The organism is Pseudomonas agarici (assembly GCF_900109755.1).
Classification (GTDB): domain Bacteria; phylum Pseudomonadota; class Gammaproteobacteria; order Pseudomonadales; family Pseudomonadaceae; genus Aquipseudomonas; species Aquipseudomonas agarici.
The window spans coordinates 1-14,064 of the sequence record NZ_FOAR01000031.1 but is presented as its reverse complement, the minus strand read 5'-3'; the positions used below and the strand labels follow the sequence as shown (position 1 = coordinate 14,064).

The 14,064-nt window shown below is 59.1% G+C and carries 16 protein-coding genes; 8 read left to right on the top strand and 8 right to left on the bottom strand.

Annotation, left to right across the window (positions count from 1 at the left end; genetic code table 11):
* Positions 1 to 6 precede the first annotated feature (6 nt).
* The 4 genes from BMX68_RS22020 to BMX68_RS22005 all read left to right on the top strand — a co-directional run bounded on the left by BMX68_RS22020 (position 7) and on the right by BMX68_RS22005 (position 3,262).
* Positions 7 to 600 carry an aminodeoxychorismate/anthranilate synthase component II gene (locus BMX68_RS22020; protein WP_017129843.1) on the top strand — a complete coding sequence of 198 codons (594 nt, stop codon included), beginning with the start codon at positions 7 to 9 and terminating at the stop codon, positions 598 to 600.
* Between the two features lie 9 nt (positions 601 to 609).
* Positions 610 to 1,659: an anthranilate phosphoribosyltransferase gene (gene trpD, locus BMX68_RS22015; RefSeq protein ID WP_017129844.1), complete on the top strand. Its 1,050-nt coding sequence runs from the start codon at positions 610 to 612 to the stop codon at positions 1,657 to 1,659.
* Positions 1,656 to 2,495: an indole-3-glycerol phosphate synthase TrpC gene (gene trpC / locus BMX68_RS22010; RefSeq protein WP_017129845.1), complete on the top strand. Its 840-nt coding sequence runs from the start codon at positions 1,656 to 1,658 to the stop codon at positions 2,493 to 2,495. Before trpD ends, trpC begins: the two co-directional genes overlap by 4 nt.
* A 65-nt stretch (positions 2,496 to 2,560) precedes the next feature.
* Positions 2,561 to 3,262, top strand: a complete 702-nt coding sequence (locus tag BMX68_RS22005) for a lipoate--protein ligase family protein (RefSeq protein WP_017129846.1) — start codon at positions 2,561 to 2,563, stop codon at positions 3,260 to 3,262.
* Here the strand turns inward: BMX68_RS22005 and crp are convergent.
* Positions 3,259 to 3,903 (bottom strand): cAMP-activated global transcriptional regulator CRP, encoded by a 645-nt coding sequence (crp, locus tag BMX68_RS22000; protein ID WP_017129847.1) that lies wholly within the window; start codon positions 3,901 to 3,903, stop codon positions 3,259 to 3,261. The genes BMX68_RS22005 and crp overlap by 4 nt on opposite strands.
* Positions 3,904 to 4,108: 205 nt before the next feature.
* On the opposite strand from crp, the gene BMX68_RS21995 reads away from it, so the two are divergent.
* Positions 4,109 to 4,531 carry an OsmC family protein gene (locus tag BMX68_RS21995; protein ID WP_017129848.1) on the top strand — a complete coding sequence of 141 codons (423 nt, stop codon included), beginning with the start codon at positions 4,109 to 4,111 and terminating at the stop codon, positions 4,529 to 4,531.
* 50 nt (positions 4,532 to 4,581) lie between these two features.
* Here BMX68_RS21995 and coq7 read toward each other — a convergent pair whose 3' ends face one another.
* The 5 genes from coq7 to hemJ all read right to left on the bottom strand — a co-directional run bounded on the left by coq7 (position 4,582) and on the right by hemJ (position 8,141).
* Positions 4,582 to 5,229 (bottom strand): 2-polyprenyl-3-methyl-6-methoxy-1,4-benzoquinone monooxygenase, encoded by a 648-nt coding sequence (gene coq7 / locus BMX68_RS21990; RefSeq protein WP_017129849.1) that lies wholly within the window; start codon positions 5,227 to 5,229, stop codon positions 4,582 to 4,584.
* Positions 5,230 to 5,354: 125 nt separating this feature from the next.
* Positions 5,355 to 5,693 (bottom strand): histidine triad nucleotide-binding protein, encoded by a 339-nt coding sequence (locus BMX68_RS21985; protein WP_017129850.1) that lies wholly within the window; start codon positions 5,691 to 5,693, stop codon positions 5,355 to 5,357.
* A gap of 95 nt (positions 5,694 to 5,788) precedes the next feature.
* Positions 5,789 to 6,577, bottom strand: a complete 789-nt coding sequence (locus tag BMX68_RS21980; RefSeq protein WP_017129851.1) for an SDR family NAD(P)-dependent oxidoreductase — start codon at positions 6,575 to 6,577, stop codon at positions 5,789 to 5,791.
* Positions 6,578 to 6,710: 133 nt separating this feature from the next.
* Positions 6,711 to 7,679, bottom strand: a complete 969-nt coding sequence (locus tag BMX68_RS21975) for an NAD(P)H-dependent flavin oxidoreductase (RefSeq protein ID WP_017129852.1) — start codon at positions 7,677 to 7,679, stop codon at positions 6,711 to 6,713.
* Positions 7,680 to 7,712: 33 nt separating this feature from the next.
* Complete coding sequence (gene hemJ, locus BMX68_RS21970; protein WP_017129853.1) at positions 7,713 to 8,141, bottom strand: protoporphyrinogen oxidase HemJ; 429 nt, start codon at positions 8,139 to 8,141, stop codon at positions 7,713 to 7,715.
* Positions 8,142 to 8,276: 135 nt separating this feature from the next.
* Between hemJ and argC the strand changes: the two genes are divergently transcribed.
* Positions 8,277 to 9,311: an N-acetyl-gamma-glutamyl-phosphate reductase gene (argC, locus tag BMX68_RS21965; RefSeq protein ID WP_017129854.1), complete on the top strand. Its 1,035-nt coding sequence runs from the start codon at positions 8,277 to 8,279 to the stop codon at positions 9,309 to 9,311.
* Positions 9,312 to 9,604: 293 nt separating this feature from the next.
* A complete protein-coding gene (erpA, locus tag BMX68_RS21960) occupies positions 9,605 to 9,955 on the top strand; it encodes an iron-sulfur cluster insertion protein ErpA (protein ID WP_003176443.1) in 351 nt (116 codons plus the stop codon).
* 75 nt (positions 9,956 to 10,030) lie between these two features.
* Here the strand turns inward: erpA and BMX68_RS21955 are convergent, their stop codons facing one another.
* The gene (locus BMX68_RS21955; RefSeq protein ID WP_017129855.1) at positions 10,031 to 11,122 is read right to left on the bottom strand and encodes an anhydro-N-acetylmuramic acid kinase; all 1,092 of its coding nucleotides are present in this window, start codon (positions 11,120 to 11,122) and stop codon (positions 10,031 to 10,033) included.
* 3 nt (positions 11,123 to 11,125) lie between these two features.
* The gene (locus BMX68_RS21950; protein WP_017129856.1) at positions 11,126 to 12,544 is read right to left on the bottom strand and encodes a peptidoglycan DD-metalloendopeptidase family protein; all 1,419 of its coding nucleotides are present in this window, start codon (positions 12,542 to 12,544) and stop codon (positions 11,126 to 11,128) included.
* A 210-nt stretch (positions 12,545 to 12,754) separates the two neighbouring features.
* On the opposite strand from BMX68_RS21950, the gene tyrS reads away from it, so the two are divergent.
* Positions 12,755 to 13,954, top strand: coding sequence for a tyrosine--tRNA ligase (gene tyrS, locus BMX68_RS21945; RefSeq protein ID WP_017129857.1), 1,200 nt, complete (start codon positions 12,755 to 12,757; stop codon positions 13,952 to 13,954).
* The last annotated feature ends 110 nt before the right edge of the window (positions 13,955 to 14,064 follow it).

Below are 14,064 nucleotides of genomic sequence, written 5' to 3'. Positions count from 1 at the left end.
TTTGTCATGTTGCTGATGATCGATAACTACGATTCGTTTACCTACAACGTCGTGCAATACCTCGGTGAGTTGGGCGCGGATGTCAAGGTCGTGCGTAACGACGAACTGACCGTGGCCGAAATCGAAGCCCTCAAGCCCGAGCGTATCGTGGTTTCGCCAGGCCCTTGCACGCCGACCGAGGCCGGCATTTCCCTGGAAACAATCATGCATTTTGCCGGCAAACTGCCGATTCTCGGTGTCTGCCTGGGGCATCAATCCATCGGCCAGGCTTTTGGTGGCGACGTGGTGCGTGCCCGCCAGGTCATGCACGGCAAGACCAGCCCGTTGTTCCATGAGGGCAAGGGTGTGTTCGAAGGTCTCAAGCTGCCACTGACGGTCACCCGCTATCATTCCCTGGTGGTCAAGCGCGAAACCCTGCCTGACTGCCTGGAGCTGACCGCCTGGACGCAACTGGCAGACGGTTCGGTCGACGAAATCATGGGCCTGCGCCACAAGACACTGAACATTGAAGGGGTGCAATTCCACCCCGAATCGATTCTCTCCGAGCAGGGCCACCAGATGTTCGCCAACTTTCTCAAGCAGACCGGCGGCGTGCGCTAAGGACTTTTCATGGATATCAAGACTGCCCTGAGCCGTATCGTCGGTCATCTGGACCTGAGCACCGAAGAAATGCGCGATGTCATGCGTGAAATCATGACCGGGCAATGCACCGAGGCGCAGATAGGCGCATTCATGATGGCCATGCGCATGAAGAGCGAAAGTATCGACGAGATTGTCGGTGCGGTATCGGTCATGCGCGAGCTGGCGGACAAGGTCGAGCTCAAGAGCCTCGATGGCGTGGTCGATGTGGTCGGCACCGGCGGCGACGGTGCGAATATCTTCAATGTGTCCACTGCCTCGGCCTTCGTGGTCGCGGCGGCGGGTTGTACCGTCGCCAAGCACGGCAACCGCGCTGTATCGGGTAAGAGCGGCAGCGCCGATTTGCTCGAAGCGGCCGGCATCTATCTGAACCTGACGCCTGTCCAGGTAGCACGTTGCATCGATAATGTTGGCATCGGCTTCATGTTCGCCCAGACTCATCACAGTGCCATGAAGCACGCGGCTGGCCCGCGCCGTGATCTCGGCCTGCGCACCTTGTTCAACATGCTCGGCCCGCTTACGAATCCGGCCGGCGTGAAACATCAGGTGATCGGCGTTTTCAACCAGGCACTCTGCCGACCGTTGGCGGAAGTCTTGCAACGTATGGGCAGCAAGCATGTGCTGGTGGTGCACTCCCAGGACGGTCTGGACGAATTCAGCCTTGCGGCGCCAACTTATGTGGCCGAGTTGAAAAACGACGCAATAACAGAATATTGGGTTCAGCCCGAAGACTTGGGTATAAAAAGCCAGAGCCTGTTCGGCCTGGTGGTTGACAGCCCGGCGGCCTCCCTGGCGTTGATCCATGATGCGTTGGGTCGCCGCAAAACCGAGAATGGTCAGAAAGCCGCGGAAATGATCATGCTTAATGCCGGTGCCGCGCTATATGCCGCCGATCATGCCAGCAGCCTGAAAGAGGGCGTTGCCCTGGCTCACGACGCGCTTCACACCGGCCTGGCCCGTGAGAAGCTCGAAGAGTTGGGCGCGTTCACCGCCGTGTTCAAGCAGGAGAATGAAGCATGAGTATACCAACCGTTCTGGAAAAGATACTGCGGCGCAAGGCCGAGGAAGTGGCTGAACGTCGCGCTCGGGTGGGTCTGGCCGAGCTGGAGAACCTGGCCCGAGCCGCTGACGCCCCGCGTGGCTTCGCCAAGGCGCTGATTGAGCAGGCCAGGCTCAAGCATCCGGCGGTGATTGCCGAAATCAAGAAGGCCTCGCCGAGCAAGGGCGTCATTCGCGAGAACTTCATCCCGGCTGATATCGCCATGAGCTACGAGAAGGGTGGGGCGACCTGTCTTTCGGTACTGACCGACGTGGATTATTTCCAGGGTTCGGACCTGTATCTGCAGCAGGCTCGCGCTGCCTGCAAGTTACCAGTGATCCGCAAGGATTTCATGGTCGACCCGTACCAGATCGTCGAAGCCCGGGCGATGGGCGCCGACTGCATCCTGTTGATCGTTGCTGCGCTGGACGATGTGCGAATGGTCGAGTTGGCCGCGGTCGCCAAGAGTGTCGGCCTTGACGTGTTGGTGGAGTCCCATGACGCCGCCGAGTTGGAACGGGCGCTGAAGCATCTCGATACACCGCTGATCGGCATCAACAACCGTAACCTGCACACCTTCGAGGTCAGTCTCGAAACCACCCTCGACCTGTTGCCGATGGTGCCACGCGACCGCCTGGTGATCACCGAAAGCGGTATCCTCAATCGGGCCGATGTCGAGCTGATGGAAATCAGCGAGGTGTACTCGTTCCTGGTGGGTGAAGCGTTCATGCGTGCCGAAAGCCCGGGAGACGAATTGCAACGGCTGTTCTTTCCGGAGCGCGGGGCACCGCTGGTCAGTTGCTGCGCCCTGGATTGAGTCGAGCGGGTGGAGGAAGCTGGCATTGCCGGCCTCTTTAGAGGGGCGACCCAAGGAAATTTGCGATGACATTGCCCGTTGCCCTTAGCATCGAAGCCGGCTTGCGCGCCGAGCAGGACTTGCTGGCGGCGGTCTGTGCCGGCGAGCAGGAAGGGGGCCTGCTGTTCTGGCGGCCTACCGACCGTGCGCTGGTTGTGCCACGACGCCTGAGCCGCCTGCCGGGCTTCGCGCCTGCTGGTGACGTTCTGGCTGCCAGCGGCTGGCCGGTGTTGTTGCGCGAGACCGGTGGCGAACCGGTGCCGCAATCTGCCTCGACGGTCAATATCGCCCTGGTCTATGCGCCGCCGCGCAGTGAGGGCGATCAGAACCGGATTGAAACCGGCTATTTGCGTTTGTGCCGGCCGATCTGCGATGGGCTGGACGAGTTGGGCGGAACGGCTTCCCTGGGGGAAATTGATGGCGCGTTTTGCGATGGTCGCTATAACGTCAATCTCAATGGTCGCAAACTGGTCGGCACCGCCCAGCGCTGGCGGCAAAGCAGGGGCGGAACCCGTCCGGTAGGGCTGATACATGGCGCGATGCTGATTGACGATGAGCGCGATTCGATGATCGCGGCGGTCAATCGTTTCAATCAGGCGTGCGGGTTGGCGTCGCGCGTGCGTGCTTCCAGCCATATCGCCCTGCATGAAGTGTATCCAGCCCCCCTATTCCTTGAGCATCTGGCCGGGCGATACCAGCAGATGCTGGAGGATATACAGTCTGTCTAGCGGGTGCCGAACACCACCATGGTCTTGCCTTTGACGTGTACCAGATTCTGTTCCTCCAGCCCCTTGAGCACACGACCGACCATTTCCCGCGAACAGCCGACGATACGCCCGATTTCCTGGCGGGTAATCTTGATCTGCATACCGTCCGGGTGAGTCATGGCGTCCGGCTGCTTGCACAGCTCCAGCAGGCAGCGAGCGACACGTCCGGTGACGTCGAAGAACGCCAGGTCACCGACTTTGCGGGTGGTATTGCGCAGGCGCTGGGCGATCTGGCCGCTGAGGGCGTAAAGAATGTCCGGATCCTGTTGGGCCAGCTCGCGGAATTTGCTGTAGCTGATCTCCGCCACTTCACATTCGATCTTGGCGCGCACCCAGGCGCTGCGCTCCTGTTCGTGGCCAGCCTGCTCGAACAATCCCAGTTCACCGAAGAAGTCGCCGGCGTTGAGATAGGCGATAATCATTTCTCGCCGGTCATCGTCCTCGATCAGGATGGTGACCGAACCCTTTACAATAAAAAACAGGGTTTGCGAGCGATCACCGGCGCAAATGATATTGCTCTTGGCCGGGTAGCGTCGGCGCTGACAATGCATCAGCAGTTTGTCGAGGTTTTTGATCTTGGGGGTGGAAGCCAGAGCAACCATGGTTATTTCCCGAAAAGACTGCGCAGTGTGGTTAGTTTTTTTGTTGTAGTGCGAAGGATGGCATAACGCCATCGATTTGGCGCCAGCTTAACAGACACATTGTGCGAAGATTGCGGAATTTACCTAGCCGATCAGCCAGTCGCCACCTGGCTGTAGCAAGCGCTGTGCTAAGCTGGCAACCCTTTTTTAACGGTGGAGTCTTGCAATGAAGGCACGCATCCAATGGGCTGGCGAAGCCATGTTTCTCGGAGAGTCGGGTAGCGGGCATGTGGTGGTGATGGACGGCCCGCCGGAAAGCGGTGGTCGCAACCTGGGCGTGCGCCCCATGGAGATGGTCCTGCTGGGTATGGGCGGTTGCAGCAATTTCGATGTGGTCAGCATTCTGAAGAAGTCGCGCCAGGCCGTCGAAAGCTGCGAAGCCTTTCTCGAAGCGGAGCGGGCGACCGAAGATCCGAAGGTGTTCACCAAGATCCATCTGCACTTCGTGGTCAAGGGGCGTGGCTTGAAGGACGCCCAGGTCAAACGAGCGATCGAACTGTCCGCCGAGAAATACTGTTCGGCCTCGATCATGCTCGGGGCCGCTGGCGTCGCTATCAGTCATGACTACGAGATTATCGAGCTCGGTTGAGTCGAAATTGCGCCTGTTTGGCGCTTTTTTGCGCTTCGCGCCCGACTGCTTCAGATGCGGTAGGTGCTTTTGGTCATGACCTTGGCCAGCAGACTCATACCGAACTTCACCGGTGTCGGGAAACGAAAGCCGCCAGCGTCGAGCGCGGATTCAGCGTGATGTTCTTCATCGATACGCATCTGTTCGAGAATCGCCCTGGATTTTTCATCTTCTGCGGGGAGTTGTTCGAGATGCTCGTTCAGGTGTTTGCAGACCTGATCCTCGGTCGCCGCAACGAACCCAAGGCTGACCTTGTCGCTGATCAAACCAGCGGCCGCGCCGATACCGAAAGACAGTCCGTAGAACAAGGGATTCAATACGCTGGGACGGCTGCCCAACTGGCGGATGCGTTGCTCGCACCAGGCCAGGTGATCGATTTCTTCCTCGGCAGCCTGCTCCATCGCCTCACGTATATGAGGCAGCTTGGCGGTCAGCGCCTGGCCTTGATACAGCGCCTGGGCACAGACTTCGCCGGTGTGGTTGATGCGCATCAGTCCGGCGACGTGACGGGTGTCGTTCTCGCTCATCTGTGCTTCGGGCCGGACGATGGCCGGCGACGGGCGATACGGTTGGCCGCTGAAGGGCAGCAAGGTGCGCATGGCGGTATCGGCTTGCAGTAGCAGACGATCAATCGGCGAGTAGTGACGTTGGGTAGTCATGCTGACCTCCAGAGGAATCTCGTCCCGCAGTTTACCGCAATCGTGAGGGAAGGTTCAGGCTGGGCCATCGAGCCGATGGCTGTTGATGCGTTACGACGTCCCGATGAGCCAGCCTCGGCAGGTGATCAGCCCGGCGGCCAGTTCATCTGGCGCTGACCCAGCACATGCATATGAATGTGATAGACCGTCTGTCCACCCTGTTCGTTGCAGTTCATCACCACACGAAAGCCTTTTTCGCAACCCAGTTCCAGGGCCAGGCGCTGGGCGGTGAACAGGATATGCCCGGCCAGGGCCTTGTCATCCTCGGTCAGGTCATTGAGGGTGCGCACTGGCTTCTTCGGAATCACCAAAAAATGCACCGGGGCCTGTGGGGCAATGTCGTGGAAGGCCAGCACCTGGTCGTCCTCGTAAATGATCTTCGCGGGTATTTCTCTGTTGATGATCTTGGTGAACAGAGTATCCACAGATGTTTCTCCTTAGGTAGGGGGGCGGGCCTGAGTCTGTCTGCAGCGTTCCTTAAGTTCAAGTATCGGGAACTCAAGTATCGAGGGCGCAAGTATTAGCGCGGGCAGTAGGCGCGGTTGATCCAGCCGGCGAGTTTGCGCACCATCCAGCGACTACCCAGGCGTGGGGCTCGAGACAGCCAGCGGTTGCGCCAACCGGGGATGATCAGTGCACGGTTTTTTTCCAGGGCGCGGACAGTGTAGAGCGCCACCTCTTCGGGACTCATCATGAGTTTGCTGTTTTGGAGCTTGGCGACCTGCAGGTGGGCGTTATCAAAAAAGGCGGTACGGGTCAGGCCTGGGCAGAGTACCGAGACCTGGATCCCGGTTTTTTTCAGCTCCTCGCGCAACCCTTCGCTGAAGTGCAATACATAGGCTTTGCTGGCGTAATAGCTGCTCATCCAGGGCGCGGGGTGAAACGCGGCGATAGAGGCCACGTTCAGGATCTGCCCACCGCCTTGTATCGCCATCAGGTTGCCCAAGGAGTGGCAAAGGCGAGTGAGGGCGAGGATATTCACTTCGATCAGGTCTTGCTCGGTGCTCCAGTCCTGGGCCAGGAACGGGCCGCAAGTGCCGATGCCGGCACAATTGACCAGCAGGTCGATCAGGTGCTCGCCTTCCTCCAGCTCCAGCAGGAATCCGGACAGGCGTAGCGGCTCGCTCAAGTCGCAGGCGCGAAACAGCACCTCGACGCCGAAGCGCTGGGTCAACTCGATGGCAATGCTTTCCAGCCGATCGCGTTGACGGGCCACCAGGATCAGGTGGCGACCGCGGCGCGCCAGGGCTTCGGCCAGGGCCAGGCCGATACCGCTGGAAGCGCCAGTGATCAGAGCGTAACGGGTCATGCAATTCTCCATGGCAACAGCGCGGCACCTTGGAACGGACGGTTACAAGGTCAGCGCTGCTCTTTCCCATAGTTTACAGTGGCCGTGGCGACTTGAACCGCTTCGTCGCTGTTTGCAGGCCCCTTGGTTTTGATTAACGCGGCCAGCAGCGTGGCAGTTGGGCGGCGAGAGCTTGGGCCTTGCGGTATTCGTCTTCGAGCCGAGCGATCAGTTGGTCGATGCCTGGCAAGTCATTGATCGAGCCGACGCCCTGACCTGCTGACCAGACCGTCTTCCAGGCTTTAGCTTCGTCGTCGAGAGGCTTGAGCTTCGAGCCGAAATTGACCTCGCCTTGGCCTCGCAGCGCGGCGAGGTCAAAGCCGGCGTTTTCCAGGCTCTGGCGCATAAAGCTGGCCGGTACGCCTGAGACGACGGGAGTATGGATGATGTCGGCGGCCCTGGACGTCAGTAGCATGTCCTTATAGGCGTCGGGGGCATGGCTTTCGGTAGTGCCGATAAAGCGCGTGCCGCAATAGGCCAAGTCGGCCCCCAGCAATTGTGCCGCGAGAATCTCATGACCGTGGTTCAGGCAGCCGGCCAGCAGCAAGGTTTTGTCGAAGAACTGGCGGATTTCGGCGATCAGCGCAAACGGACTCCAGGTTCCGGCATGACCGCCGGCACCGGCGGCCACCGCGATCAAGCCGTCGACGCCGGCTTCGGCGGCTTTTTCGGCATGGCGCCGGGTCGTCACATCGTGAAAGACCAGGCCGCCATAATGATGGACCGCATCGACCAGTTCCTTGACCGCGCCCAAGCTGGTGATGACGATTGGCACCTTGTGCTCGATGCAAATTTGCAGATCCGCCTGCAGGCGTGGGTTGCTGTTATGTACGATCAAGTTGACGGCGTAGGGCGCCGGGTTGTCCAGCTGCGCCAACCCGGTTTGGATTTCCTCCAGCCAGGCCTTGAGGCCGCTACTTTCCCGCTGATTGAGGGCCGGAAAGCTACCTACCACGCCGTTGCGACAGCAGGCTATCACCAGCCGCGGGTTGGAAATCAGGAACATGGGCGCGGCCACGACCGGCAGACGCAGACGTTGTTCGAGCAAGGCTGGCAGCGACATTGGCGGCACTCCGAAAGTGAACGCTGGTAGGATTTAGAACGGCTTGACCACAACCAGAACGACAATAGCCAGCAATAGCAGAACCGGCACTTCATTGAACCAACGATAAAAGACATGGCTGCGAGTGTTCTCGCCACGGGCGAAACGTTTCACCTGGGCGCCGCACATATGGTGGTAACCGATCAGCACGACCACCAGCGTCAGCTTGGCGTGTATCCAGCCGCCCTGGCTGAAGATGCCTGGGTTAAGGGCGATCAACCCGCCGCCGAAGATCAGCGTGGCGATCATCGCCGGCCCCATGATCCCTCGGTACAGCTTGCGCTCCATGACGCTGAAGCGCTCCTTGCTGACGACATCCTCGCTCTGGGCATGGTAGACGAACAGGCGTGGCAGGTAGAACAGGCCGGCAAACCAGCAGACGACACTGACGATATGAAAAGCTTTGAGCCATAAATAGAGCATTTTTGGTTATTCCCAGGTTCACGGTAGGCTCAATAGTAGAGGCTTGAGCGTCCGCACGTCATCTTGATGGTTGTCGCAGGCGCGCGCGGCCCCTATTATCGTGGGCTTTCCAGTGGTTTCGTTGAGGGGCAGGTCATGGTCAAGGTCGGTATCGTCGGCGGCACGGGTTACACCGGTGTCGAATTGCTGCGTCTGTTGGCACAGCATCCGCAAGCAGAGGTGGTGGTCATCACTTCTCGATCCGAGGCTGGTCTGGCCGTGGCCGACATGTATCCGAACCTGCGCGGTCATTACGATGGCCTGGCATTCAGCGTGCCGGATATCAAGACCCTCGGGGCCTGTGACGTGGTGTTCTTCGCCACGCCTCACGGTGTCGCCCATGCCCTGGCCGGTGAGTTGCTGGCTGCCGGCACCAAGGTGATCGACCTGTCCGCGGACTTCCGCCTGCAGGATGCCGACGAGTGGGCCAGGTGGTACGGCCAGCCGCACGGTGCGCCGGCGCTGTTGGACGAAGCCGTCTATGGGCTGCCGGAAGTGAATCGCGAGAAGATCTGGCAGGCGCGCCTGATTGCCGTGCCGGGCTGCTATCCGACTGCAACTCAACTGGGTTTTCTGCCGTTGCTCGAAGCTGGGTTGGCGGATACCTCGCGGCTGATCGCCGACTGCAAGTCCGGTGTCAGTGGTGCCGGTCGCGGTGCCAGTGTCGGTTCGTTGTACTCCGAAGCCTCGGAAAGCCTGAAGGCCTATGCCGTCAAGGGCCATCGCCATCTGCCGGAAATCCGCCAGGGCCTGCGCCGCGCGGCGGGCCAGGAGGTCGGCTTGACCTTCATTCCTCACCTTACCCCGATGATTCGCGGTCTTCATTCGACGCTCTACGCAACCGTGATGGATCGTTCCGTCGACCTGCAGGCATTGTTTGAAAAGCGCTATGCCGACGAGCCGTTCGTCGACGTGATGCCAGCCGGCAGCCATCCGGAAACCCGCAGTGTGCGTGGCGCCAACGTGTGCCGGATTGCGGTGCATCGTCCACAGGATGGTGACCTGGTGGTGGTGTTGTCGGTAATCGACAATCTGGTCAAAGGCGCATCGGGCCAGGCGGTACAGAACTTGAATATTCTGTTTGGCCTGGATGAGCGCTTGGGCTTGTCCCATGCCGGCATGCTACCGTAAGGCCTTGATCTCGCTTACCGAAAAAAGCCCGGCGAGCGCAACGTTGTTCATCTAAAGCGCTTGCGGTTGTGCGTATCTGTTGTCGTGAGCAGGTTTGTCGTGACGCCGCAGTACTGCGTTCTGCCTGACGCACCGCGATGAGCGGTGTTAGGGCTGCAAGTGGGGCTTTTGCCTACTGTGATGCCGTGTGGATTGATTGATATAGCCTAACAATAGTTGACCGCTTTTCTAGGAGAAGTGGATAATGCGCGTCATCACGCATTATGACGGCGTAACGCCGGGAGATAGTCAGCATGAGCGTCGAATCCTTCACCCCCACGGCTTTGCAATTCACCCACGGTGCCGCGCACAAGGTGAAGAGCCTGGTCGATGAAGAGGGTAATGATCGCTTGAAGCTGCGCGTATTCGTTACGGGCGGCGGTTGTTCCGGGTTTCAGTACGGCTTCACCTTCGATGAAGATGTCGCCGATGACGATACCATCGTCGAGCGCGAAGGCGTCAGCCTGGTGGTCGATCCAATGAGCTTCCAGTATCTGGCAGGCGCGGAGGTGGATTACCAGGAAGGCCTGGAAGGTTCTCGGTTTGTCATCAAGAACCCGAATGCCACCACTACCTGTGGTTGCGGCTCGTCGTTCTCGATCTGATTGATCAGCCAGCCTCACCCTTGACGCCGCGAATCTTCGCGGCGTTTTGCTGTGTGGGCTTTTTGGCTAAGAGGCTCAGGCGGGATAGATCGCGCCCAGTACGCGCAAGCCGCGTGCGCCGGTGACGCTGGGGCGGTTGGTCGGGATGCCCTCAAGGCAGCAATGGGCCAGCCAGGCGAACGCCATGGCTTCCACCCAGTCGGGGTCGACACCACGGCTTGTAGTGCTGGCAACCGTGGCACCTGGCAGCAGTTGGCTCAATCGGCTCATCAGCGTCGCGTTATGGGCACCGCCACCGCATACCAGTAACTCTTGTGTGTCAGCCTGCGCACTGGTTAGCGAGCCGATGATAGTCTGTGCTGTCAGTTCGAGCAGCGTGGCTTGAACGTTTTCGGCATTGAAGCTGGGTAATCGTCCCAGTTGTTGCTTCAGCCAGCTCAGGTTGAAAACTTCGCGCCCGGTGCTCTTGGGCCCGGTGGCCCGGAAGAACGGGTCGCTGAGCAGCGCTTGCAGCAGCGTCGGTTCGACCTGGCCGCTGGCCGCCCATTGGCCGTTGCGATCATAGCTCTCGCCGCGCTGGTCATGGATCCAGGCATCTAGCAGCACATTGCCGGGACCGCAGTCGAAGCCTGAGACGGGTTTGCCTTGTTCGATCAGGCTCAGATTGCTGAAACCGCCGATATTCAGCACCGCGCTATTGCCAGAGCGTTCCGCGAACAGCGCTTCATGGAAGGCAGGGACCAACGGGGCGCCTTGACCACCGGCGGCGACGTCGCGACGGCGGAAATCGCTGATGACACTGATGCCTGTCAACTCTGCCAGCAGCGCCGGATTGCCGATTTGCACGGTAAAACCGCGAGAGGGTTCGTGGCGGATGGTCTGGCCATGGCTGCCGATGGCGCGAATCGCCTCGGGCATTAATAGCTGTTGTGCGAGGAGGGTATTGATGCCTTGAGCGGCGAGCGTCGCCCAGTTGTGTTCGGCGATCGCGGCCCTGGCAATTTCATCCGGCCCGCTGGCGCACAGACCGAGCAGCTCTGTGCGTAGGGCGCTGGGCATGGGGATGTAGTGAGTTGCCAGTAGCCTGATCCGTGTACTCAGCTCGACCAGCGCGATATCCAGCCCATCCAGGCTGGTGCCGGACATCACGCCGATATAGAGCGTCATGGGTCAGCGCTTGGTTGAAGCGAGCTTGATGGGCTTTTCCTGGTCCATGCGCGCCATCAGCGGCTGGCTCTGGGCCAGGAAGCGCGCACGCTCGGACTTGGCAATCGGGTCGGCCATGGGCAGTTTCTGGCCCAGCGGATCGACGTGGACGCCGTTGACCTGGAATTCATAGTGCAAGTGCGGACCGGTGGAAAGGCCGGTGGTGCCAATATAGCCGATCACCTGGCCTTGCTTGACGTTGCTGCCGGTTTGAATACCCCTGGCGAAGCCCTGCATGTGACCGTAGAGCGTGCGGTAAGTGTTGCCGTGCTGGATGATCACGGTGTTGCCGTAGCCCCCGCGGCGACCTGCCAATAGCACCTTGCCATCGCCTGCTGCTTTAATAGGGGTGCCGCGCGGGGCTGCATAGTCGACGCCTTTGTGGGCGCGGATCTTGTTCAGGATCGGGTGTTTGCGCCCCATGGAGAAGCGCGAGCTGATACGTGCGAAATCCACCGGTGTACGAATGAAGGCCTTGCGCATGCTGTTACCGTCAGCCGTGTAGTAGCTGCTGGCGCCTTGTTTGTTGGTGTAGCGCACCGCGGTGTAGGTCTTGCCGCGGTTAGTAAAGCGGGCGGAAAGGATATTGCCGGTGCCGACGGTCTTGCCATTGACCGCCTTCTGCTCGTAGATCACCTCGAATTCGTCGCCTGGGCGGATGTCCTGGGCGAAGTCGATGTCATAGCCGAACACATTGGCCATTTCCCGGGTCAGGCTGTGGGGCATGCCTGCGCGCTGGGCCGAAAGGGACAGGGAGCTGTTGATGACGCCATGGACATAAGCCGACTGTACAGTGGGCATGATGACCACGCGATTGAAAGTAAAGCCTTTTGGGCCCTTGGTCAGGGTGATGCTTTCCAGGTTGCTGACTTTGCTGTGCAGGTTGTTCAGTTGGCCATCAGGGCTCAGTTCGAACTCGAGTTTCTGGCCGTGCTTGAGCTGGGAGAACTGCTTGGCTTGTTTATCGCTGGCCAAGACCTCATGTACTGAAGCAGCCGGCAGGCCGACCTTCTCGAACAGCGTGGAGAGTGTATCGCCGCGAGCCACGATAACCTCCCGGTGGCCGGGGGCTTTTTTCTCTTCGGGGACTGGCGCCGCCTCGGTCTGGGCGGTGTCCTGAGTGTCTTCGGCACCGTTAGCGATCTGCGCGAAGGGCGATGGATTGCCTTCATTTGTGGCCGGATCGAGTTCTACAGCGTCATTGTCTTGTGCCAGTTGAGCAGCAGGACTTTCCAGTTCAAGGCTCAGAGTGGTCTTTTTCGCTTCGACATCGCTGGAAGGGAATACCAGCAGTGCCAGGCTGAGGAGGGCGGCGATACCACTGGCGGCTAGCAGGTGGGTCTTCGGATAAAGCGGCGGTGCTTTAGACGGCTTGGTGGTCATAGGTAATTTGACTTTGAAGAAGATGAATTGGAAAAGATGAATGACATGATGAAGATGAAATAACTGTATAAAATATAACCAAAACATCTTTGAAGCAAGTCTGTCATGTACCGGCCAGCAGAACCTTGGCCGTGCGCCGGGCAAAACTTGTATTTGGGCGGCGATCTTGTATGGTTGGTTCCCTTTGAATTTGAGCCTTGCAGGTTGGTTATGAAGTCGGTTGAAGAGCAGCTAGCGCTGATCAAGCGTGGTGCGGAAGAGATATTGGTCGAGTCGGAACTGGTCGAGAAGCTCAAGCGCGGCCAGCCGCTGCGTATCAAGGCTGGTTTCGATCCGACGGCGCCGGACCTGCACTTGGGGCATACGGTGCTGATCAACAAGCTGCGCCAGTTCCAGGAGCTGGGTCATCAGGTCATCTTCCTGATTGGCGATTTCACCGGAATGATTGGTGATCCAAGCGGCAAGAGTGCAACGCGTCCGCCGTTGACGCGAGAGCAAGTGCTCGATAATGCCGAGACCTACAAGGCTCAGGTCTTCAAGATTCTCGACCCGGCCAAGACTGAGGTGGCGTTCAACTCCACCTGGATGGACCAGATGGGGCCGGCGGACTTCATTCGCTTGACTTCGCAGTACACCGTAGCGCGCATGCTCGAGCGTGACGACTTCGACAAGCGCTATACCACCAACCAGCCAATCGCGATCCATGAGTTCCTCTATCCGTTGGTGCAAGGATATGACTCCGTTGCGTTGCGCGCCGATGTCGAGCTGGGTGGCACCGACCAGAAATTCAATCTGCTGATGGGGCGTGAGTTGCAACGTGCCTATGGGCAGGAGGCGCAATGCATTCTCACTATGCCGTTGCTCGAAGGTCTGGACGGCGTGAAGAAGATGTCCAAGTCCCTGGGTAACTACGTCGGTATCCAGGAGGCTCCGGGGGTGATGTACGGCAAACTGGTGTCCATTCCCGATGCGCTGATGTGGCGCTACTTCGAGCTGCTGAGCTTTCGGTCGATGGATGAGATCAACCGGTTTCGCCAAGATGTCGAGGCGGGTGCGAATCCGCGTGATATCAAGATCAAGCTGGCGGAAGAAATTGTTGCGCGGTTCCATGGCGAGGAAGCTGCCGCCAATGCTCACCGTGGTGCCGGCAATCGGATGAAGGATGGCGAACTGCCGGATGATCTGCCGGAGATTGAGTTGATGGCGGCTGAAGACATGCCAATCGCCGCGATCCTCAATAAAGCGGGTCTGGTGAAGAATTCGGCGGTCGCTCGTGATCTGCTAGGGTCGGGGGGGGTGCGTATAGATGGCGAGGTTGTTGATCGCACCTTTATATACAAGCTGGGTGCTACCCATGTTTGTCAGGCCGGGAAGAAAGCATTTGCGCGCATTACGCTGAAATCCGAATAAACCTGAAAATAGCCCTTGACGGCGAATTCCATGGGCCTATAATTCGCCCCACTTCCGACGCGGTCGAAACGAAAAACTCCTTTTCATTCAGTGAGTTAAGTAGATTTAGA